This window comes from Azoarcus sp. TTM-91 (assembly GCF_012911025.1).
Classification (GTDB): Bacteria; Pseudomonadota; Gammaproteobacteria; order Burkholderiales; family Rhodocyclaceae; genus Azoarcus.
Window position 1 is genome coordinate 14452 of sequence record NZ_WUEI01000001.1, and the last position, 17543, is coordinate 31994.

Genomic DNA, 17543 nt, shown 5'->3' on the forward strand with positions numbered 1-17543 from the left:
ACCGCCGGGAACCCGCCATGAAGCCCCTTCCCTCTTCTCCCACCACCTCGCCCTACGCCAGCGAGGACAGCCGCTGGGCCGCGGTGCAGGCACGCGATGCCGCCGCGGATGGCCATTTCGTCTATGCGGTGAAGACCACCGGTGTCTATGCCCGCCCCAGCGCCTCCGCCCGCCTGCCGCGGCGGGAGAACGTGGTCTTCTTCGCCACTGCGGCCGAGGCCGAGGCGGCCGGCTACCGTCCCAGCCGCCGCGCCAGCGCGGACCGCAGCATGGCGGAGGCTCGCCGCTCTGCGCTGATCGCCGAAGCCTGCCGGCTGATGGATACCGCCGACACCCCGCCGCGGCTGGACGCCCTCGCCGCCAGCGCCGGCCTCAGCCCTTTCCATTTCCACCGCCAGTTCAAGGCGGAGACTGGCCTCACCCCGCGCGCCTATGCCCAGGCCGCCCGCGCCCGCAAGCTGCGCGCCGGCCTCGCCAGCCCGGCGAGCGACAGCGTCACCCAGGCTATCTATGCGGCCGGCTTCAACTCCAGCAGCCGCTTCTACGACCAGGCCGAGGCGCTGCTCGGCATGCGACCACTGGAGTACCGCGATGGCGGCCGCCAGGCAGAGATCCGCTTCGCCATCGGCCAATGCAGCCTGGGAGCCATTCTGGTCGCGCAAAGCCAGCGTGGGCTGTGCGCCATCCTGCTGGGTGACGACCCGGAGCTGCTCGCGCACCAGCTGCAAGACCGCTTCCCCAAAGCCAGGCTGATCGGCGGCGACAGCGGATTCGAGCGCCTGGTGGCCGAAGTCGTCGGCTTCGTCGAACAGCCGGCGCTGGGCCTGCGCCTGCCGCTCGACGTACAGGGCACTGCCTTCCAGCATCGGGTATGGCAGGCGCTGCAGCAGATTCCGCCCGGCAGTACCGCCAGTTACGCGGAGATCGCCGCCCGCATCGGCGCCCCCAAGGCGGTACGGGCGGTGGCGCGCGCCTGCGCCAGCAACATGCTGGCGATCGCCATCCCCTGCCACCGGGTGGTCCGCCATGACGGCCAGCTCTCCGGCTATCGCTGGGGCGTGGAGCGCAAGCAGGCTTTGCTGACGCGGGAGGCACAGACACGAGAGGAGTAAGCGGGGCCGCGGCAAGGGCCCCAAGCGTGGATGCCGGACACGGCCCGTGGCTTCCACGCTCCCCCGGCCGGGCACGCAGTCCGCGGGCCTGCGAGCCGCAGCCGATCGCCCGCACGGAACCGCCTGCCTCGCTCACCGGTCAGCCACAGAACCGCCGAGGTCCGCCGATGCCCCCGCCTGCCCAGCGCGCTCCCGCGCTCGCCCGCCTCTTCAATCTCGAGCCCGCCGAAACGCCGGCAGTGCTCGCCGGGCTGCTGCTGTTCTTCCTGCTCTTCACCGGCTACTTCATGTTGCGGCCGGTGCGCGAAACCATGGGAGTCGCCGGTGGCGTGGACAACCTGCAATGGCTGTTCACCGGCACCTTTCTGGCCACCCTCGCCGCCCTGCCCCTGTTCGGCTGGCTCGCCTCCCGCGTTCCCCGCCGCCGGATCGCACGCTGGACCTACGGCTTCTTCGTGCTCAACCTGCTGGCCTTTGCCGCCGGCCTCGCCCGCTGGCCGGACGCGCTGTGGCTGGCCCGCGGCTTCTACATCTGGCTTTCGGTGTTCAACCTGATGGCAGTATCACTGGCCTGGAGCATGATGGCGGACGTCTTCAGCAGCCACCAGGCCAAGCGCCTGTTCGCCCTCATCGCCGGCGGCGCCAGCCTGGGCGGACTCGCCGGGCCGCTGCTCGGCGCCCTGCTGGTCTCCCCCCTCGGCCATGCCGGCTTGCTGCTGCTCTCCGCCCTCCTCCTCACCGCCTCCGCCGCTGCCGCCGGCTGGCTGCATCACTGGCGCGACCGCCACCCCTTCCAGGCCGGTGAACAGGCCGAGAGCCAGGCAGCCGCGAACCTGGCCCGGGACCGCCCGCTCGGCGGCCAGCCCTTCACCGGCGCGGCCGGAGTGCTCCGCTCGCCCTATCTGCTCGGCATCGCGATTTTCGTGCTGCTGCTGTCCAGCGTCAGCACCTTCCTCTACTTCGAGCAGGCGCGGCTCGTCGCGGAGACCTTCCCCGACCGCAACCGCCAGACCCAGGTCTTCGGCCTGATCGACGCGGTGGTACAGACACTGGCCATCCTCACCCAGCTCTTCCTCACCGGCCGTATCGCCCACCGGCTGGGCATAGGCGTGCTGCTCACCGCGGTACCGCTGATCATCGCCGCCGGCTTCCTGTGGCTGGCGGCAGCACCGGTGTTTGCCGTCTTCGTGGTGGTGATGGTGGTGCGCCGCGCGGGTGAGTACGCCCTGGTGCGCCCCGGCCGGGAAATGCTCTACACCGTGCTCGCGCCCGAGGAGAAGTACAAGGGCAAGAACTTCATCGACACCGTCGTCTACCGCGGCGGCGACGCCCTCAGCGGCTGGCTGAAACGCGGGCTGGACCTGCTCGCCGAGCAGCCGGCGCTGGCCATGTCCGCGGGCGCGGTGCTGGCCTTGCTGTGGGCCGGCACAGGCTGGACGCTAGGCCGGCAACAAGGTCGCCTGGAGGCCCCGCAGCCCCTCTTGTCCGGGCCCACCACAACCGCCGCCCTGCCAGGAGAACGCCCATGAGTCCCCACCCACGCAAGAAGGATTTCCCGGTCGGCGAAGTCCGGCGCTACCTCGAGCCCGGCCCCGTCGTGCTGCTCTCCTCCCGCCTCGGCGACCAGACCAATGTCATGACACTGGGCTGGCACACAGTGCTGGAGTTCGTCCCTTCCCTGGTCGGCTGCATGATCTCCGCCGGCAACCACAGCCACCGGATGATCCGCGACAGCGGCGAATGCGTGATCAACCTGCCCACCACCGCGCTCACCGACACCGTGGTGAAGATAGGCAACAGCTCGGGCGCGCAGATCGACAAGTTCGCCCGCTTCGGGCTCACCGCCGCGCCAGCCGAGAAGGTCGGCGCGCCGCTGATCCAGGAATGCCACGCCTGCTTCGAGTGCAGGCTGCATGACGACGCCCTGGTGGAGAAGTACAACTTCTTCATCTTCGAAGTGATGAAGGCGCACGTGGCCGAATCCCCGACCCATCCGGAAACGCTGCACTACACCGGCGACGGCGTCTTCATGGTCGCCGGCAAGATCATCAGCCGCAGGGGACTGTTCAAGCCGGAAATGCTGTAGGGGGAAGGGGTGGCCGGCGCCGCCACCCAGTGCTTACTTGCCGATGCAGAAGCGGGAGAAGATCACGCCCAGCAGATCGTCGGCAGTGAACTCGCCGGTGATCTCGGACAGGGCGTCGTGGGCCAGCCGCAGCTCCTCTGCGAACAGCTCCAGCGCCATCACCTGGCCCGGCGCGGTCTCCACATGGGTCAGCGCACTGCGCAGGGCGCCCAGATGGCGCTCCCGGGCGAGGATCACGTCCTCGCCGTGGGCGTGCCAGCCGGCCACCCGCAGCAGCTCGCGCCGCAGCAGTGCCACGCCTTCGCCGCGCTTGGCCGAAAGAGACAGCCACACCCGGCCATCCTGCTCCCGCCGGCCGGGCAGGCGGCCATGCAGGTCTATCTTGTTCTCGACCACGATGCGTTCCACGCCGGCCGGCAGGCGGGCGTCGATGTCCTCGCCCCCCAGCGCGCCATCCGCCTCGACCAGGCGCAGGATCACGTCGGCCCGGCCGATCTCCTGCCAGGTGCGGGCGATGCCGATCTGCTCCACCACATCGCTGGTGTCGCGCAGGCCAGCGGTGTCGATGATGTGCAGCGGGATGCCTTCGATCTGGATGGTTTCGCGCAGTGCGTCGCGAGTCGTGCCGGCAACGTCGGTGACGATGGCGCGCTCCTCGCCGGCGAGCTGGTTGAGCAGGCTGGATTTGCCGACGTTGGGCTCGCCCACCAGCACCACGTTGAGGCCGCTGCGCAGCAGCGCGCCCTGGCGGGCACGGTCGAGCACGCCTTCGAGGTCGGCGCGGATGGCGGCCAGCCGCGGCAGCGCCCTCGCCTTCTCGAGGAAGTCGATTTCCTCTTCCGGGAAATCCAGCGTCGCCTCGACCAGCATGCGCAGGTCGATCAGGCCGTCGCGGATGCGGTGCACCTCTTCCGAGAAGCGGCCGGACAAGGAGCGCACCGCGGAACGCGCGGCGGCGGCGGTGGAAGCCTCGATCAGGTCGGCGACGCTCTCGGCCTGGGCGAGGTCCAGCTTGCCGTTGAGGAAAGCGCGGCGGGTGAATTCGCCCGGCTGGGCGAGGCGGGCGCCAAGGGCGAGGCAGCGGTCCAGCAGCATCTGCATGACCACCGGGCCGCCGTGGCCCTGGAGTTCGATGACGTCCTCGCCGGTGAAGGAAGCGGGACCAGGGAAGTAGAGCAGCAGGCCTTCGTCCATCGCTTCGCCTTCGCCATCCAGGAAGCGGGCGAAGGCGGCGATGCGCGGCCGGGGCTCGCGCCCGGTGAGCGCGCGGGCGAAGCCGGCGAGGCCGGTGCCCGAGACGCGAACGACGCCGATGCCTCCCCGGCCCGGCGCCGTCGCGATGGCGGCGATGGTGTCAGGCAGGCTTGCCGGAGCCGGACTTGCCACCCTCGATCATCCGCGTGATCTGCCATTGCTGGGCAATGGACAGGCAGTTGTTCACCACCCAGTACAGCACGAGGCCGGACGGGAACCACAGGAACATGAAGGTGAAGACGATGGGCATGGCCATCATCACCTTGGCCTGGATGGGATCGGGCGGCGTCGGGTTGAGCTTCATCTGCACCAGCATGGAAACACCCATGATGACAGGCAGGATGAAGTAGGGGTCCTTCGCAGCCAGATCCTGGATCCAGCCCAGCCACGGCGCGTGGCGCATCTCGACGCTGCCCAGCAGCACCCAGTACAGGGCGATGAACACCGGGATCTGGACCAGGATGGGCAGGCAGCCGCCGAGCGGGTTGATCTTCTCGTTGCGGTAGAGACTCATCATCTCCTGCTGCATCTTGGCCTTGTCGTTGCCGTACAGCTCCTTCATGCGCTGCAGGCGCGGCGCCAGCACCCGCATCTTGGCCATGGACTTGTAGCTCGCGGCCGACAGCGGGAAGAACAGCAGCTTGATGGTGACGGTGACCAGGATGATGGCCCAGCCCCAGTTGCCGGTCAGCTGGTGGAACCAGGACAGCACCCAGAACAGCGGCGCGGCGATCACGGTCAGCCAGCCGTAGTCCACCACCAGATCCAGGCCGGGCGCGATGTCCTTCAGCTTGTCCTGCTCCTGCGGACCGACATAGAGGTTTGCATCCACCTTGCCGCTGGCGCCCGGAGCGATCTCGGCCACCGGCAGGATCACGCCGGCGGAGTAGAGGTCGGTGCCCACCTTGCGAGCGAAGAACTCGCGCTCCACGCCAGCCGCCGGCAGCCAGGCGCCGACGAAGTAGTGCTGCACCATGGCCACCCAGCCATCGCTGGCGTTCTTGGGGAACTTGGCCTTGTTCTTCTCGATGTCCTCGAACTGGACTTTGTGGAACTTCTCCGCCTCGGTATAGAAAGCCGGGCCGGTGAAGGTATGCACGCCGAAAGCCTGCACCTGCTCGGCCGGCTGGCCGTCGCGGGTGAGCTGGAAGTAGGCGTGCGGCGCCAGCGCCTGAGCGCTACCGTTGTCGATCTCGTAGGCCACGTCCACCAGGTAGCTGCCGCGGCGGAAGGTCATCACCTTGGTGACCTTGACGCCGTTCTGCTCCGGCGCCTGCAGGCGCACCACCAGGCTGTCCTCGCCGTCCTTCAGCGCCAGCTCGGCGGCGGGCAGCTCGAACACCGTCTTGTGGTTGGGCAGGCCGTCGCCAATCAGGCCGGTCTGGGCGTTGTAGAGGTGGCGGCCACCATCGTCCAGCAGCACGAAGTTGCGCGTCTTGTCGTCGCTCGCCTTGTGGTTTTCCAGCTCGAGGCGGACGATGTCGCCGCCGCTGGCGGAGATCTCGGCGCGCACCGCATCGGTGATGACCACCATGCGCGGTGCGCCGGAGGGCGCGGCCTGCTCGCCCGGCACGGCCGGCGTGGGCGTCGCACCCAGGCCGGCGCTGGGCGTCGGCACCGCGCCGATGTCTCCCGCAGTGGACGCTGCCGGGGTTTGGGCGACGGGAGCAGGCTGGTTATGCTTGATCCAGCCTTCCCACAGCATCACGATGGAGAAGGCAAAGACGAGGAAGAGGATGAGGCGGCGTTGATCCATCGGGGTCGTGTTCGTGCGGACGTTGGTCAGGGAACGGGATCATACCCGCCTGGGTGAAAAGGATGGCATCGCCCCACCCGGCGCGCGGCCAGCCAGCCGCCGCGCAAGGCGCCGTGACGCTGCACGGCCTCGATCGCGTACTCGGAACAGCTGGGGTGGAAACGGCAGTTGCGCCCCAGCATCGGGCTGATGGCGTAGCGATAGAAGCGCAGGAAACCGAGCAGCACAGTCTTCATGGCCGTGGCAGCCGCTCCAGCAATTGCCGCAGATCGCGGTTGAGGTCGGCCCGCGTTGCCAGCGCCACCGGCGCATGCAGGCGGGCGATGAGGTCGGCGGCCGGCAGGTTGACGCGTTCGCGGCGAAAGATCTCGCGCGCGATGCGCTTCACCAGATTGCGCACATTGGCGCGCTTGGCCAGCTTCTTGGCAACCACTACCGCCAGGCGGGCGGTGCCGAGATCGTTGGGCCGGTAGTGCAGCATGTAGTACTTGCCGCGCAGGGCCCGCCGAAAAGCAAAAACGGATGAGAACTCATCCGTTTTGTGCAATCTGTACGCGCTGCGGAATCGCTCGTCGGCGCCCGCCGGTTCCGTCACCTCAGACGGCGAGGCGATGACGGCCCTTGGCACGACGGGCACGGATCACCGCACGACCGCCACGGGTCTTCATGCGGACCAGGAAACCGTGAGTGCGCTTGCGACGGACGACGGAGGGTTGGTAAGTGCGTTTCATGATCGGCTACCGGTGTGAGGTCAAACGCGGGATTTAATTTGATAATCCCATGTTTGTCAAGAACAATTTTTCCCCGGGGCTGTGGATAAGTCCGCCCCCCGGAGGTAGAATCCCCTGCTTGCGCGCTTCGCCGAAGCAAGGAGGGGCGATCGGGCCACGAGCCCACACCGCCGCCCGGCAAGCACATCCGACAACAAGCCATCCGGCTGCCAGCCCGCCTGTCCAGCGCCCTACCGGCGCGGGGCGGGCGTGTTTTTCGAGTATCGTGTCGCAAACACAAACCGTCCGCTCCGTGAATCAAGATTTCTGGTCCTTCTGCCTGTCGCGCCTTGAACAGGAACTGCCGCAACAGCAGTTCAATACCTGGATCAAGACGCTGCATGCCAGCGAGGGCCAGTGCGACGACGGCCCCGCCCTCACCCTCACCGCGCCCAACCGTTTCGTCCTGCAATGGGTGCGCGAGCGCTACCTGCGCCGGATCAGCGAACTGGGTGAAGAATTCCACGCCATGCCCTTGCAGCTGGATCTGCAGCTGCCCGCGCCAGGTGCCGCGCGCACGGTGAAGCCGGCCACCGCCGCGCCGATGAACGGCAGCGGAAACAATGGCAGCCAGGCCCCCGCCAGCGCAAGCGCGACCAGCGCGGAAGCCCCGCAGCGGGAAAGCCGCAGCGCCGCCATGCCGCCGGCCGCTGCCGCGCCTGCGGTCCTGGTGCGTCCCAGCGAACCCGAACCCTCGTCTCCGGCCGACCTCGCCTACGACAAGACCCGCCTCAACGCCGACTTCACCTTCGACACCCTGGTCACCGGCCGTGCCAACGATCTCGCCCGCGCGGCGGCCATGCAGGTGGCGCAGAACCCCGGCACCTCCTACAACCCGCTGTTCGTCTATGGCGGCGTCGGCCTGGGCAAGACCCACCTGATCCACGCCATCGGCAACGCGGTGTACCGGCAGAACCCGCGCGCGGTGATCCGCTATGTACACGTCGAGGACTACTACGCCGACGTGGTGCGCGCCTACCAGCAGAAGAGCTTCGACGCCTTCAAGCGCTACTACCGCTCGCTGGACCTGCTGCTGATCGACGACATCCAGTTCTTCAACAACAAGAACCGGACCCAGGAAGAGTTCTTCCACGCCTTCAACGCCCTCACCGAGGCGCGCAAGCAGATCGTCATCACCTGCGACACCTACCCCAAGGACATCCAGGGCCTGGAAGACCGGCTGATTTCCCGCTTCGACTGGGGTCTCACCGTGCAGATCGAGCCGCCCGAACTGGAAATGCGGGTGGCCATCCTGAAGAAGAAGGCCGAGGCGCTGCGGGTGGAAGTGGACGACGACGTCGCCTTCCTCATCGCCAAGAACCTGCGCTCCAACGTGCGCGAGCTCGAAGGCGCGCTGAACAAGGTGGTGGCCTACGCCCGCTTCCACGGCCGCGGCATCTCGCTGGAAGTGGCCAAGGATGCGCTGAAGGATCTGCTCAACGCCCACAACCGCCAGCTCTCCATCGAGCACATCCAGAAGACGGTGGCCGACTACTACAAAATCAAGGTCGCCGACATGCATTCCAAGAAGCGCACCCGCGTCATCGCGCGGCCGCGCCAGGTGGCCATGTGGCTCGCCAAGGAACTCACGCCGATGTCGCTGCCCGCCATCGGCGAAGCCTTCGGCGGCCGCGACCATACCACCGTACTGCACGCCTGCCGCACCATCACCGAACTGCGCCTGGCCGACCACCAGCTGAACCATGATGTACACGTGCTCACCCAGGTGCTGCGCGGCTGAGCCTCACGACTTCCCGATCAACCACTTTTCCACCTGACGCCATGCTCCTGCTCAACACTACCCGCGATGCGCTCCTCGCTCCGCTGCAGTCGGTTGCCGGCATCGTCGAAAAGCGCCACACCCTGCCCATCCTGTCCAACGTGCTGATCGAGAAGCACGGTGACCAGCTCACCCTGCTGGCCACCGACATCGAGATCCAGATCCGCACCACCACCGGCGGCCACATCGGCGGCGAAGACACCGCCATCACCGTCGGCGCGCGCAAGCTGCAGGACATCCTGCGCGCCCTGCCGGACACCGACATCAACCTCACCCTGGACGACAAGCGCCTCACGGTGAAGGCCGGCAAGAGCCGCTTCCAGCTGCAGACCCTGCCGGCGGCCGACTACCCGCGCATGAACCTGCCCGACGGCGACGCCGTGCGCCTCACCGTGCCGCAGCGCACCTTCAAGCGCCAGCTCGCCCAGGTGTCCTACTCCATGGCGCAGCAGGACATCCGCTACTACCTCAACGGCCTGCTGCTGATCGCCGACGGCAGCGAGCTGCGCATGGTCGCCACCGACGGCCACCGCCTCGCCTACGCCGCCAGCGACCTCGCCGTGCCGGCGCCCGAAGGCCAGCGCACCGAAGCCATCCTGCCGCGCAAGACCGTGCTGGAGCTGGCCCGCCAGCTCGCCGACAGTGACGACCCGCTGGAAATCATCCTCGCCGGCAACCAGGCGGTGTTCCGCTTCGGCCCCATCGAACTCGTCACCAAGCTCATCGACGGCAAGTTCCCCGACTACGAGCGCGTGATCCCGCAGAACCACCCCAAGCTCGTCACCTTCGAGCGCCTGCCGCTGCTGGCCTCGTTGCAGCGCGCCGCCATTCTCACCAACGAGAAGTTCCGCGGCGTGCGCCTGGTCCTGGGCGAAGGCGCGCTCAAGGTCATCAGTTCCAACTCCGAACAGGAAGAAGCGCAGGACGAGCTGGAGATCGACTATCACGGCGACACGCTGGACATCGGCTTCAACGTCACCTACCTGCTCGACGTGCTGAACAACCTTTCCTCCGAAACGGTGGAATGGCGCTTCAACGACGGCAACTCCAGCGCCCTCATCACCCTGCCCGGCAACGAGCAGTTCAAGTACGTCGTGATGCCGATGCGCATCTGAGGAAGAGCGCATAAACCTGCGCCCGCCCGTCCCGTCTCCGCATTGCCCGCCGTACGACAGCACGGCTGGGCTGCGCCGGCCAGCCAGGGCGGGCTCGCCACGGTTTCTGCGCCCCTTCCCGCCGCAACTTTGTTGTCCCAGCAGCAAGCGTTCTTTTTGAATTACCCGAGATGACCATGTCCGAACCGCAAAACACGCCCGCCCCCGCCGGCAACGACTACGACGAATCCAGCATTCAGCAGCTCGAAGGCCTGGAAGCGGTGCGGAAACGCCCCGGCATGTACATCGGCGACACTTCCGACGGCACCGGCCTGCACCACATGGTGTTCGAAGTGGTGGACAACGCCATCGACGAAGCTCTGGCCGGCCACTGCGACGACATCGTCATCACCATCCACGCCGACAACTCCATCTCCGTCACCGACAACGGCCGCGGCATCCCGGTCGGCGTCAAGATGGACGACAAGCACGAGCCCAAGCGCTCCGCGGCCGAAATCGTCATGTGCGTACTGCACGCCGGCGGCAAGTTCAACCAGAACAGCTACAAGGTGTCTGGCGGCCTGCACGGCGTCGGCGTCTCCTGCGTGAACGCGCTCTCCAAGTGGCTGCGCCTCACCATCCGCCGCGACGGCAAGAAGCACTTCATGGAGTTCAACCGCGGCGCCCCGCAGGACCGCGTCATCGATGTGGTGGACGGCGTCGAGGTCAGCCCGCTCAAGGTGCTCGGCGAAACCAGCAAGCGTGGCACTGAAGTGCACTACCTGGCCGACGAGGAAATCTTCGGCACCGTCGAGTATCACTACGAGATCCTCGCCAAGCGCCTGCGCGAACTCTCCTTCCTCAACAACGGCGTCAAGATCCGCCTGGTCGACCAGCGCACCGGCAAGGAAGAAGACTTCGCCTTCGCCGGCGGCGTGAGGGGCTTCGTCGAGTACATCAACCGCACCAAGACCGTCCTGCATCCCAACGTCTTCTACGCGGCCGGCAACACCCGCATCCCCACCGGCGCCGGCGAAGCCGAACTCTCGGTCGAAGTCGCCATGCAGTGGAACGACTCCTACGCCGAACAGGTTCTCTGCTACACCAACAACATCCCGCAGGCCGACGGCGGCACCCACCTCACCGGCCTGCGCGCCGCGATGACCCGCGTCATCAACAAGTACATCGAAGAGAACGAGATCGCCAAGAAGGCCAAGGTGGACATCACCGGCGACGACATGCGTGAAGGCCTCGCCTGCGTGCTGTCGGTCAAGATGCCGGACCCCAAGTTCGCCAGCCAGACCAAGATGAAGCTGGTCTCCTCCGAAGCCCGCCCGGCGGTCGAAGAAGTCGTCGCCAACAAGCTCTCCGACTTCCTGCTCGAGAACCCGCTCGACGCCAAGACCATCTGCAACAAGATCGTCGAAGCCGCCCGCGCCCGCGACGCCGCCCGCAAGGCCCGCGAAATGACCCGCCGCAAGGGCGTGCTCGACGGCGTCGGCCTGCCCGGCAAGCTCGCCGACTGCCAGGAGAAGGATCCCTCCCTGTGCGAGCTCTACCTCGTCGAGGGTGACTCCGCCGGCGGCTCCGCCAAGCAGGGCCGCGACCGCAAGTTCCAGGCGATCCTGCCGCTCAAGGGCAAGATCCTCAACGTCGAGAAAGCCCGCTTCGACAAGCTGCTGCAAAGCCAGGAAATCGCCACCCTCATCACCGCGCTCGGCACCAGCATCGGCAAGGATGACTACAAGCCCGAGAAGCTGCGCTACCACCGCATCATCCTGATGACCGACGCCGACGTGGACGGCGCCCACATCCGCACCCTGCTGCTCACCTTCTTCTACCGCCAGATGCCCGAACTGGTGGAGCGCGGCCACATCTACATCGCCCAGCCGCCCCTGTACAAGATCAAGCATGGCAAGACGGAGCTCTACATCAAGGACGACCACGAGCTCAACGGCCACCTGCTCAAGCTCGCCCTGGACGGCGCCGCCCTCACCCCGCGTGAAGGCGCCGACCCCATCGTCGACGAAGCCCTCGGCGGCCTCGCCCGCAGCTACCTGCTCGCCGAAGCCGTCATCCGCCGCCTCGCCAGCTACATCGACCCCGAAGTGCTGCAGGCCATGCTCGCCCACGACATCGAGATCAGCCTGGACGACGAAGCCGCCGCCCGCGCCTCCGCCGCACGCATCCAGCCGCAGCTGCCGGAAGGCCTGCGCATCTACGCCGAATACCATGAGGAAACCGAAGCCTGGCGCCTCACCGTCGAGCGCCTGCACCACGGCAACCTCAAGTTCGGCTGGATCGAGCAAGCCTTCCTCGTCTCCGGCGACTACCGCAGCATCCGCACCGCCAGCGCCTCCATCGCCGGCCTCATCGGCACCGGCGCCGAAATCCGCCGCGGCGAAAAGCGCCAGAGCGTCACCCGCTTCGCCGACGCCATCGGCTGGCTGCTCAACGAAGTCGAACGCGGCCTCAGCAAGCAGCGCTACAAAGGCCTGGGCGAAATGAACCCCGAGCAGCTGTGGGAAACCACCATGGACCCCGCCGTGCGCCGCCTGCTGCGCGTGCAGATCGACGACGCCATCGCCGCCGACGAGATCTTCACCACGCTGATGGGGGATAACGTCGAACCGCGCCGGGCGTTCATCGAAAGCAATGCGCTGTATGCGCAGAACATCGATGTGTGAGGCTTGTTGTAGGTGAATGCATAACCTGAGAAAAACGGACGCATAAACCGAGAAAACTATGAATTTCCGCTTTTCGATAGCAAGGCTGGCATTTGAGCAGTCTGGCGTCCGGTAGAACAAATAAACGGCCACCTTGGGTGGCCGTTTGCTTTTTACTTGCCCGCCTGAGCGGAATTCGCACAGCGTCGAGGCATTTTTGAATTGGTTTTTCGTACAGCATTGTTATTACAAAAAACTTATTCTCAAAGCCTTCCAATCCTGGGTCGTACCTATTGAGGCCGATGACCCGAGCATTGACGGTCAACGCATCAAATGTAATTTGCTTACCTCGCCATCCATAGAAAAAATGGACCAGCGCGTCATAAATAGGAGGGCTGATGAGCCCAAACAGCTTGCTGAACAAACTCCTAGACTACGTCTTGGAGCAAGACAAAGAAATCGACCCTCGTGGCTTCAAGCTACAGGGCTACAAGGGCTTTCTGAAGAGGCAGTCAGACCTTCAAGGACTTCCTCGCGTTGATTTCGACATCAAGCTGGATGGCGACCATATTTGGATGCGCGTGGCACGGCTAGAGGCGAAGGCTCCGCCGGCGTTACCCGCGGAACAGTGGAAGGGAGTCATCGTCGTCAGTGACAACCCAGAAGGTGCCGTGCCGCGGATTGACGAGACAACGCTTAAAAGCCGCATCTTGGCGGAAAGCCAGACGAAGCTCGCGGACCAAATGCCTACAGTCGAAGCTCGGTGGCGGTCCTCGGCCCAAGAAATTTTGGCGCAGTACGCGCCCCTGTGGTCAGCTTGGGCGGCGGGCGAGATTCCGCGCCGCAAAACAATTTCCCTCTACGGCGACCTGTTCGCCATCAAGCACCAGTTGGAATCAGAAGAGACCGCCAAGCCGCACGAGCTGGTTTGGGGTGTAGGCATTGCCGCCTGGAAACTGAACTACGAGGAGCGAGCCGGCAGCACGCGGGTCGACTTCCTGTACCCGCTTCTGACCCAGGCTATGGAACTGGCCTTAGACGAGACGACGCTGGCCATTGTGCTGCGCCCTAGGTCTGTCGACCCGCGCTTCGAATTCGATGCATTCTCTGCCTGCCAACTCTCAAGCACGGCAGACGTTGAGCGCGCAGCACGTGAGGCCCTTGCCAAGGGAGTTGACCGCCCCGTAACTCCGTTTGACCCTGGCAGTTACGAACATCTGCTGAAGTTGGTCGCTGGGAACCTGCATGAAAAGGGCCGGTTCATGAACGATGCCAAAACGTTCCCGACACCGACCGATGAACTGCAGGTTAGTGACTGCTGGGCGGTCCTTTCCCGCCCTCGGCCGAACAACTACTTGCACGAAGACATCCAGCGCCTCAAGGGGCGTCTTGCTGCCAACTGCGAGATTCCGCTCGGCCCGCTGGCCTTGGTTACACCTCCGTCGGACCAGCAAATGGTCTACGAACCGGTGGCATTCCGGGGACTTTCTGGCTACACCGGCTGCGCAAAGGGTGAGCCGCGTGAGCTGTACTTCCCCCTGCCGTATAACCAGGAGCAGGTGACCATCGTTGAGCAGCTTGAGCGCTCCGATGGAGTCGCGGTGCAAGGGCCTCCGGGCACAGGTAAGACCCACACCATCGCTAATATCATCTGCCATTACTTGGCTACTGGCCGGAAGGTTCTCGTGACCTCGAAGGGCGAACAGGCCCTTGAAGTCCTGCAGTCGAAGATTCCCAAGGAAGTGCAGCCGCTAACGGTGGCATTGCTGGCTGGTGACCGCGAAGGGATGCGGCAGTTCCAGTCGTCGATTGAAGCCATCATCCACAACGTGTCCCAGTTGAACCCAGAGGTCGTCCGGGAACAGATTCGCACTTTCCAGAGCGCCATCGAGCGCGCGCACGTAGAGCTCGCGGCCATCGACCGCCGTGTCGATGAAATCGCTCAGTCGCAGCTGTCTGACATTGAAGTCGATGGCGTCCCGATGCGAGCCCAGAAGATGGCCGAGCTCGTGCTCCATGGTAATGAGCAGTATGGTTGGTTCAATGACACCATTTCGCTCATTCCGGATAATGCCCCGCCACTGACTGGCGAACAGGCCGCGACTCTTCGCGAAGCCAGACGACGCCTTGGCCGGGACCTGGTCTATGCCTCCGCACGCGTGCCCTCGAGCGCAGGATTGCTATTAGCCGCAGAAGTTGGCCAGCTGCACCAGGCCTTGGTCGACATGCGGGAAATCGAAGAAACCGAGGCTCAGGGTCGCCTGCTTGCCCTTCGGGCTTCTACACCGGATGTTCTTGATGGTGCGCGTAGTCTCCTGGCCCTTGTAGCGCAGGCTCAGCAGCTCGCCTATGAACTTGAAGCAACCGGCGAGGTCTGGACGGACCAGCTTCGCAAGAAATGTGGCTTGCCGACATTCCAAAGCGAACGTGAAGCCTTGGAGGCGCTTGCCGGCGAGGTCGAGGCCCTAACTGAAGCGCGCGCGGTGTTCTTGAAGCGTCCTGTTGAAGCGCCCGAGGAAGCCCTCGTCTCGGTCAAGACCCGAGAGGCCATTGCGCGCGGTGCTAGCACGGGCAAGCCGTTCGCCATGATTGCGTTTGGGGCTGGTGCTGCGAAGGAGCACGTTGCGGCTATCAAGGTTGCCGGCCTGAGCCCCGTGAATGCGGAGGATTGGGGCCATGTGCAGCGCTACGTCGAGCTCCATGCACAGGTGCTGTCCTTCAGTGTTCGCTGGAACGAGTTCGCCGAAGTGCTGTCGATGCCGGCGGTTCGCGGCGGTGTCAGTAGCCTGCGCAACATCGAGCAGGTCACGACGCTCGCGTTGAAGGCACACAAGCTAGCAACGAAGTTCGATGCCAAGTTACCGGCCCATGCCGAGCGCGTTTTTGCTCAGGTGCCGACGGCACAGCTGAAGGGGTCCGCAGCACAGCTCGCGGAGGTGCACCAACATCTACGTTGCCATCTCACGCGTGCCGACCTGGCCAAGGCGGTTACCTCACTGGCGACTCTTCAGGAAAAGCTCGCGGGAACCTCCGGGCCGGCTTCAGAGGCGTTGCGCGTCTTCGTCGAGAATGACCTCGGTGCTGCGCGTCTGCCGGTTGAACGCGCTGTGGCGCAGTATGCAGAGCTGGTTAGTGAGGTTCGTCGCATTGAAGGCCTCGCCCACGACCTCTCTGTGGTCAACCAGCTGGCAGGCCAAGTCGAACGTGCTGGTGGGCAGAAGCTGGCCGCGCGTATTCGAAGCATTCCGGTGGAGGCCTCCGGCGATGACAAGGCAATACCGACCACGTGGCGCGACGCCTGGAACTGGGCACGGGTCAAGAACCACTTGGACTCCATAGAAGCCCGAGAGGAGTTTCGAACGCTGGCTGCGCGCCGGCGGGACCTCGAAGTAGGCTTGGCTCGTCTGTACGAGGACCTTGTGTCCAAGTCAGCTTGGCTATCCACCAAGCTGGGGGCTTCTCCGAAGGTGCTGTCGGCGTTGGAAACCTACCGCACGGCCGTACGGCGCATAGGAATGGGCACCGGCCCCAATGCGACCCGGCATCGACGAGACGCCCAGAAGGCGATGAACGATGCACAGGGCGCGGTCCCATGCTGGGTAATGAGTCATGCAAAGGTCTCGGAGACGCTGCCATCGCAGCTGGGGTGCTTCGACCTGGTCATCGTGGACGAGGCTAGCCAGTCGGACCTGTGGGCGCTGCCGGCCGTTTTGCGCGGTAAGAAGATTCTGGTAGTTGGCGACGACAAGCAGGTCTCTCCGGATGGAGGCTTTATGTCAGCGGTGCGCATCCAGGAGCTGAAGGACCGCTTCCTGTCCGACCAGCCGTTCGCCACGGTCCTGACGCCTGAGAAGTCCCTCTACGACGTCGCCTCGACGGTGTTTGCCGCCCAGAAGGTGATGCTGCGGGAGCACTTCCGCTGCGTGCCGCCCATCATTGCCTACAGCAATCGGTTCTACGACGGGTTCATTCAGCCGCTGCGTATCCCTAAGGCCTCTGAGCGCCTCGACCCGCCGCTGATTGACATCTACGTCGAAGGTGGCAAGCGCGGAGTCAAGGATGAGAACCGTCTCGAGGCCCTGGCTATCTCCGAAGAAATTGCCGCGCTGGTCTCTGACCCGAAGTTTGCCGGAAGGACGATTGGTGTTGTGTCGCTGCTGGGTCCGGACCAGGCGAAGCACATTGACACGCTGGTTCGCTCTCGCGTGAGCGCCATGGAGCTGCTGCACCGTAAGTTTGAATGCGGAGATGCGCGACTGTTTCAGGGGAGCGAGCGGGACATCATGTTCCTTTCCATGGTCGTTGACCCGGGGAACTGCAAGGCGTTGTCCGGCAATACCTTCGAACAGCGATTCAACGTCGCGGCTAGTCGGGCGCGAGACCGCATGTACCTCGTGCGCTCCGTCCAACTGGCAGACCTCTCCCATCTGGACCTGCGTCGCGGGATGCTGGAGCACTTCACCAAGCCCCTGGACGGAAGCATCGAAGAGACCACGAGCCTCATCGACGATTGCGAATCGGGCTTCGAGAAAGAGGTCTACACCGCGCTGTTTAGTCGGGGCTATCGCGTCGTGCCACAAGTCAAAGCGGGCTCGTTCCGCATCGACATGGTGGTGGAGGGCGCGGACGACTGTCGCTTAGCCATCGAGTGCGACGGAGACGAGTTCCACGGGCCGGACCGCTGGGCCGCCGACATGAGCAGGCAGCGCGTGTTGGAGCGGGCCGGATGGGTGTTCTGGCGCTGCTTCGCTTCGACCTGGTCGCTTCGAAAGGATGAAGTGCTGCGGGACTTGCTCGACCGATTGGCTGCCATGGGAATCGAGCCAATTGGTGCTATCGAGCGCATTCCGTCTCTTGTCGAGACTCGCACGTGGCGAGCTGAGCAGGCTGCGAAAGCTGCAAATGACCCAGTGGTCGACGCATTGGAGGCGGCCATTGCTTCAACTAGAGCGTGAACCCCACCCTATGCCGTCAAAAAAAGCCCTCGACCGAAGGGTACAACAAACATCAAGGGGACGTATGGGT

At 65.1% G+C, this 17543-nt stretch carries 12 protein-coding genes; 7 read left to right on the forward strand and 5 right to left on the reverse strand.

Going from position 1 to position 17543, the window contains the following annotated elements; all coding sequences use genetic code 11:
- Positions 1-17 precede the first annotated feature (17 nt).
- The 3 genes from ada (at position 18) to GRF61_RS00095 (ending at position 3198) form a co-directional block, all read left to right on the forward strand.
- A complete protein-coding gene (gene ada / locus GRF61_RS00085; protein ID WP_169148714.1) occupies positions 18-1112 on the forward strand; it encodes a bifunctional DNA-binding transcriptional regulator/O6-methylguanine-DNA methyltransferase Ada in 1095 nt (364 codons plus the stop codon).
- A gap of 167 nt (positions 1113-1279) precedes the next feature.
- Entirely contained in the window at positions 1280-2641 is a 1362-nt protein-coding gene (locus tag GRF61_RS00090; protein ID WP_169148715.1) for an MFS transporter, read from the forward strand.
- The gene (locus GRF61_RS00095; RefSeq protein WP_169148716.1) at positions 2638-3198 is read left to right on the forward strand and encodes a flavin reductase family protein; all 561 of its coding nucleotides are present in this window, start codon (positions 2638-2640) and stop codon (positions 3196-3198) included. The genes GRF61_RS00090 and GRF61_RS00095 overlap by 4 nt, the downstream gene beginning before the upstream one ends.
- A gap of 33 nt (positions 3199-3231) precedes the next feature.
- Here GRF61_RS00095 and mnmE read toward each other — a convergent pair whose 3' ends face one another.
- The 5 genes from mnmE to rpmH are packed head-to-tail and all read right to left on the reverse strand — an operon-like array spanning position 3232 to position 6939.
- Entirely contained in the window at positions 3232-4584 is a 1353-nt protein-coding gene (gene mnmE, locus GRF61_RS00100; protein ID WP_169148717.1) for a tRNA uridine-5-carboxymethylaminomethyl(34) synthesis GTPase MnmE, read from the reverse strand.
- Positions 4553-6208, reverse strand: a complete 1656-nt coding sequence (gene yidC / locus GRF61_RS00105) for a membrane protein insertase YidC (RefSeq protein WP_169148718.1) — start codon at positions 6206-6208, stop codon at positions 4553-4555. Before yidC ends, mnmE begins: the two co-directional genes overlap by 32 nt.
- A 26-nt stretch (positions 6209-6234) precedes the next feature.
- Complete coding sequence (gene yidD / locus GRF61_RS00110) at positions 6235-6444, reverse strand: membrane protein insertion efficiency factor YidD (protein WP_133594944.1); 210 nt, start codon at positions 6442-6444, stop codon at positions 6235-6237.
- Positions 6441-6845, reverse strand: coding sequence for a ribonuclease P protein component (gene rnpA / locus GRF61_RS00115; protein ID WP_342773529.1), 405 nt, complete (start codon positions 6843-6845; stop codon positions 6441-6443). Before rnpA ends, yidD begins: the two co-directional genes overlap by 4 nt.
- A complete protein-coding gene (rpmH, locus tag GRF61_RS00120; protein WP_002926183.1) occupies positions 6805-6939 on the reverse strand; it encodes a 50S ribosomal protein L34 in 135 nt (44 codons plus the stop codon). Before rpmH ends, rnpA begins: the two co-directional genes overlap by 41 nt.
- 292 nt (positions 6940-7231) lie before the next feature.
- Here rpmH and dnaA point away from each other — a divergent pair, with 292 nt between their 5' ends.
- From dnaA to GRF61_RS00140, 4 genes are all read left to right on the forward strand, one after another.
- On the forward strand, positions 7232-8719 hold the full coding sequence (gene dnaA / locus GRF61_RS00125) for a chromosomal replication initiator protein DnaA (protein WP_348982321.1): 1488 nt from the start codon (positions 7232-7234) through the stop codon (positions 8717-8719).
- Between the two features lie 41 nt (positions 8720-8760).
- Positions 8761-9873, forward strand: a complete 1113-nt coding sequence (gene dnaN / locus GRF61_RS00130) for a DNA polymerase III subunit beta (RefSeq protein WP_169148720.1) — start codon at positions 8761-8763, stop codon at positions 9871-9873.
- Between the two features lie 176 nt (positions 9874-10049).
- Positions 10050-12539, forward strand: a complete 2490-nt coding sequence (gene gyrB / locus GRF61_RS00135; RefSeq protein ID WP_169148721.1) for a DNA topoisomerase (ATP-hydrolyzing) subunit B — start codon at positions 10050-10052, stop codon at positions 12537-12539.
- A 377-nt stretch (positions 12540-12916) separates the two neighbouring features.
- The gene (locus GRF61_RS00140; RefSeq protein ID WP_169148722.1) at positions 12917-17473 is read left to right on the forward strand and encodes an AAA domain-containing protein; all 4557 of its coding nucleotides are present in this window, start codon (positions 12917-12919) and stop codon (positions 17471-17473) included.
- Positions 17474-17543 lie beyond the last annotated feature (70 nt).

Coding starts and splice junctions, on each gene's coding strand:
- ada (WP_169148714.1), top strand. CDS start 18: ATGAAGCCCCTTCCCTCTTCTCCCACCACCTCGCCCTACGCCAGCGAG.
- GRF61_RS00090 (WP_169148715.1), top strand. CDS start 1,280: ATGCCCCCGCCTGCCCAGCGCGCTCCCGCGCTCGCCCGCCTCTTCAAT.
- GRF61_RS00095 (WP_169148716.1), top strand. CDS start 2,638: ATGAGTCCCCACCCACGCAAGAAGGATTTCCCGGTCGGCGAAGTCCGG.
- yidC (WP_169148718.1), bottom strand. CDS start 6,208: ATGGATCAACGCCGCCTCATCCTCTTCCTCGTCTTTGCCTTCTCCATC.
- yidD (WP_133594944.1), bottom strand. CDS start 6,444: ATGAAGACTGTGCTGCTCGGTTTCCTGCGCTTCTATCGCTACGCCATC.
- rpmH (WP_002926183.1), bottom strand. CDS start 6,939: ATGAAACGCACTTACCAACCCTCCGTCGTCCGTCGCAAGCGCACTCAC.
- dnaN (WP_169148720.1), top strand. CDS start 8,761: ATGCTCCTGCTCAACACTACCCGCGATGCGCTCCTCGCTCCGCTGCAG.
- gyrB (WP_169148721.1), top strand. CDS start 10,050: ATGTCCGAACCGCAAAACACGCCCGCCCCCGCCGGCAACGACTACGAC.
- GRF61_RS00140 (WP_169148722.1), top strand. CDS start 12,917: ATGAGCCCAAACAGCTTGCTGAACAAACTCCTAGACTACGTCTTGGAG.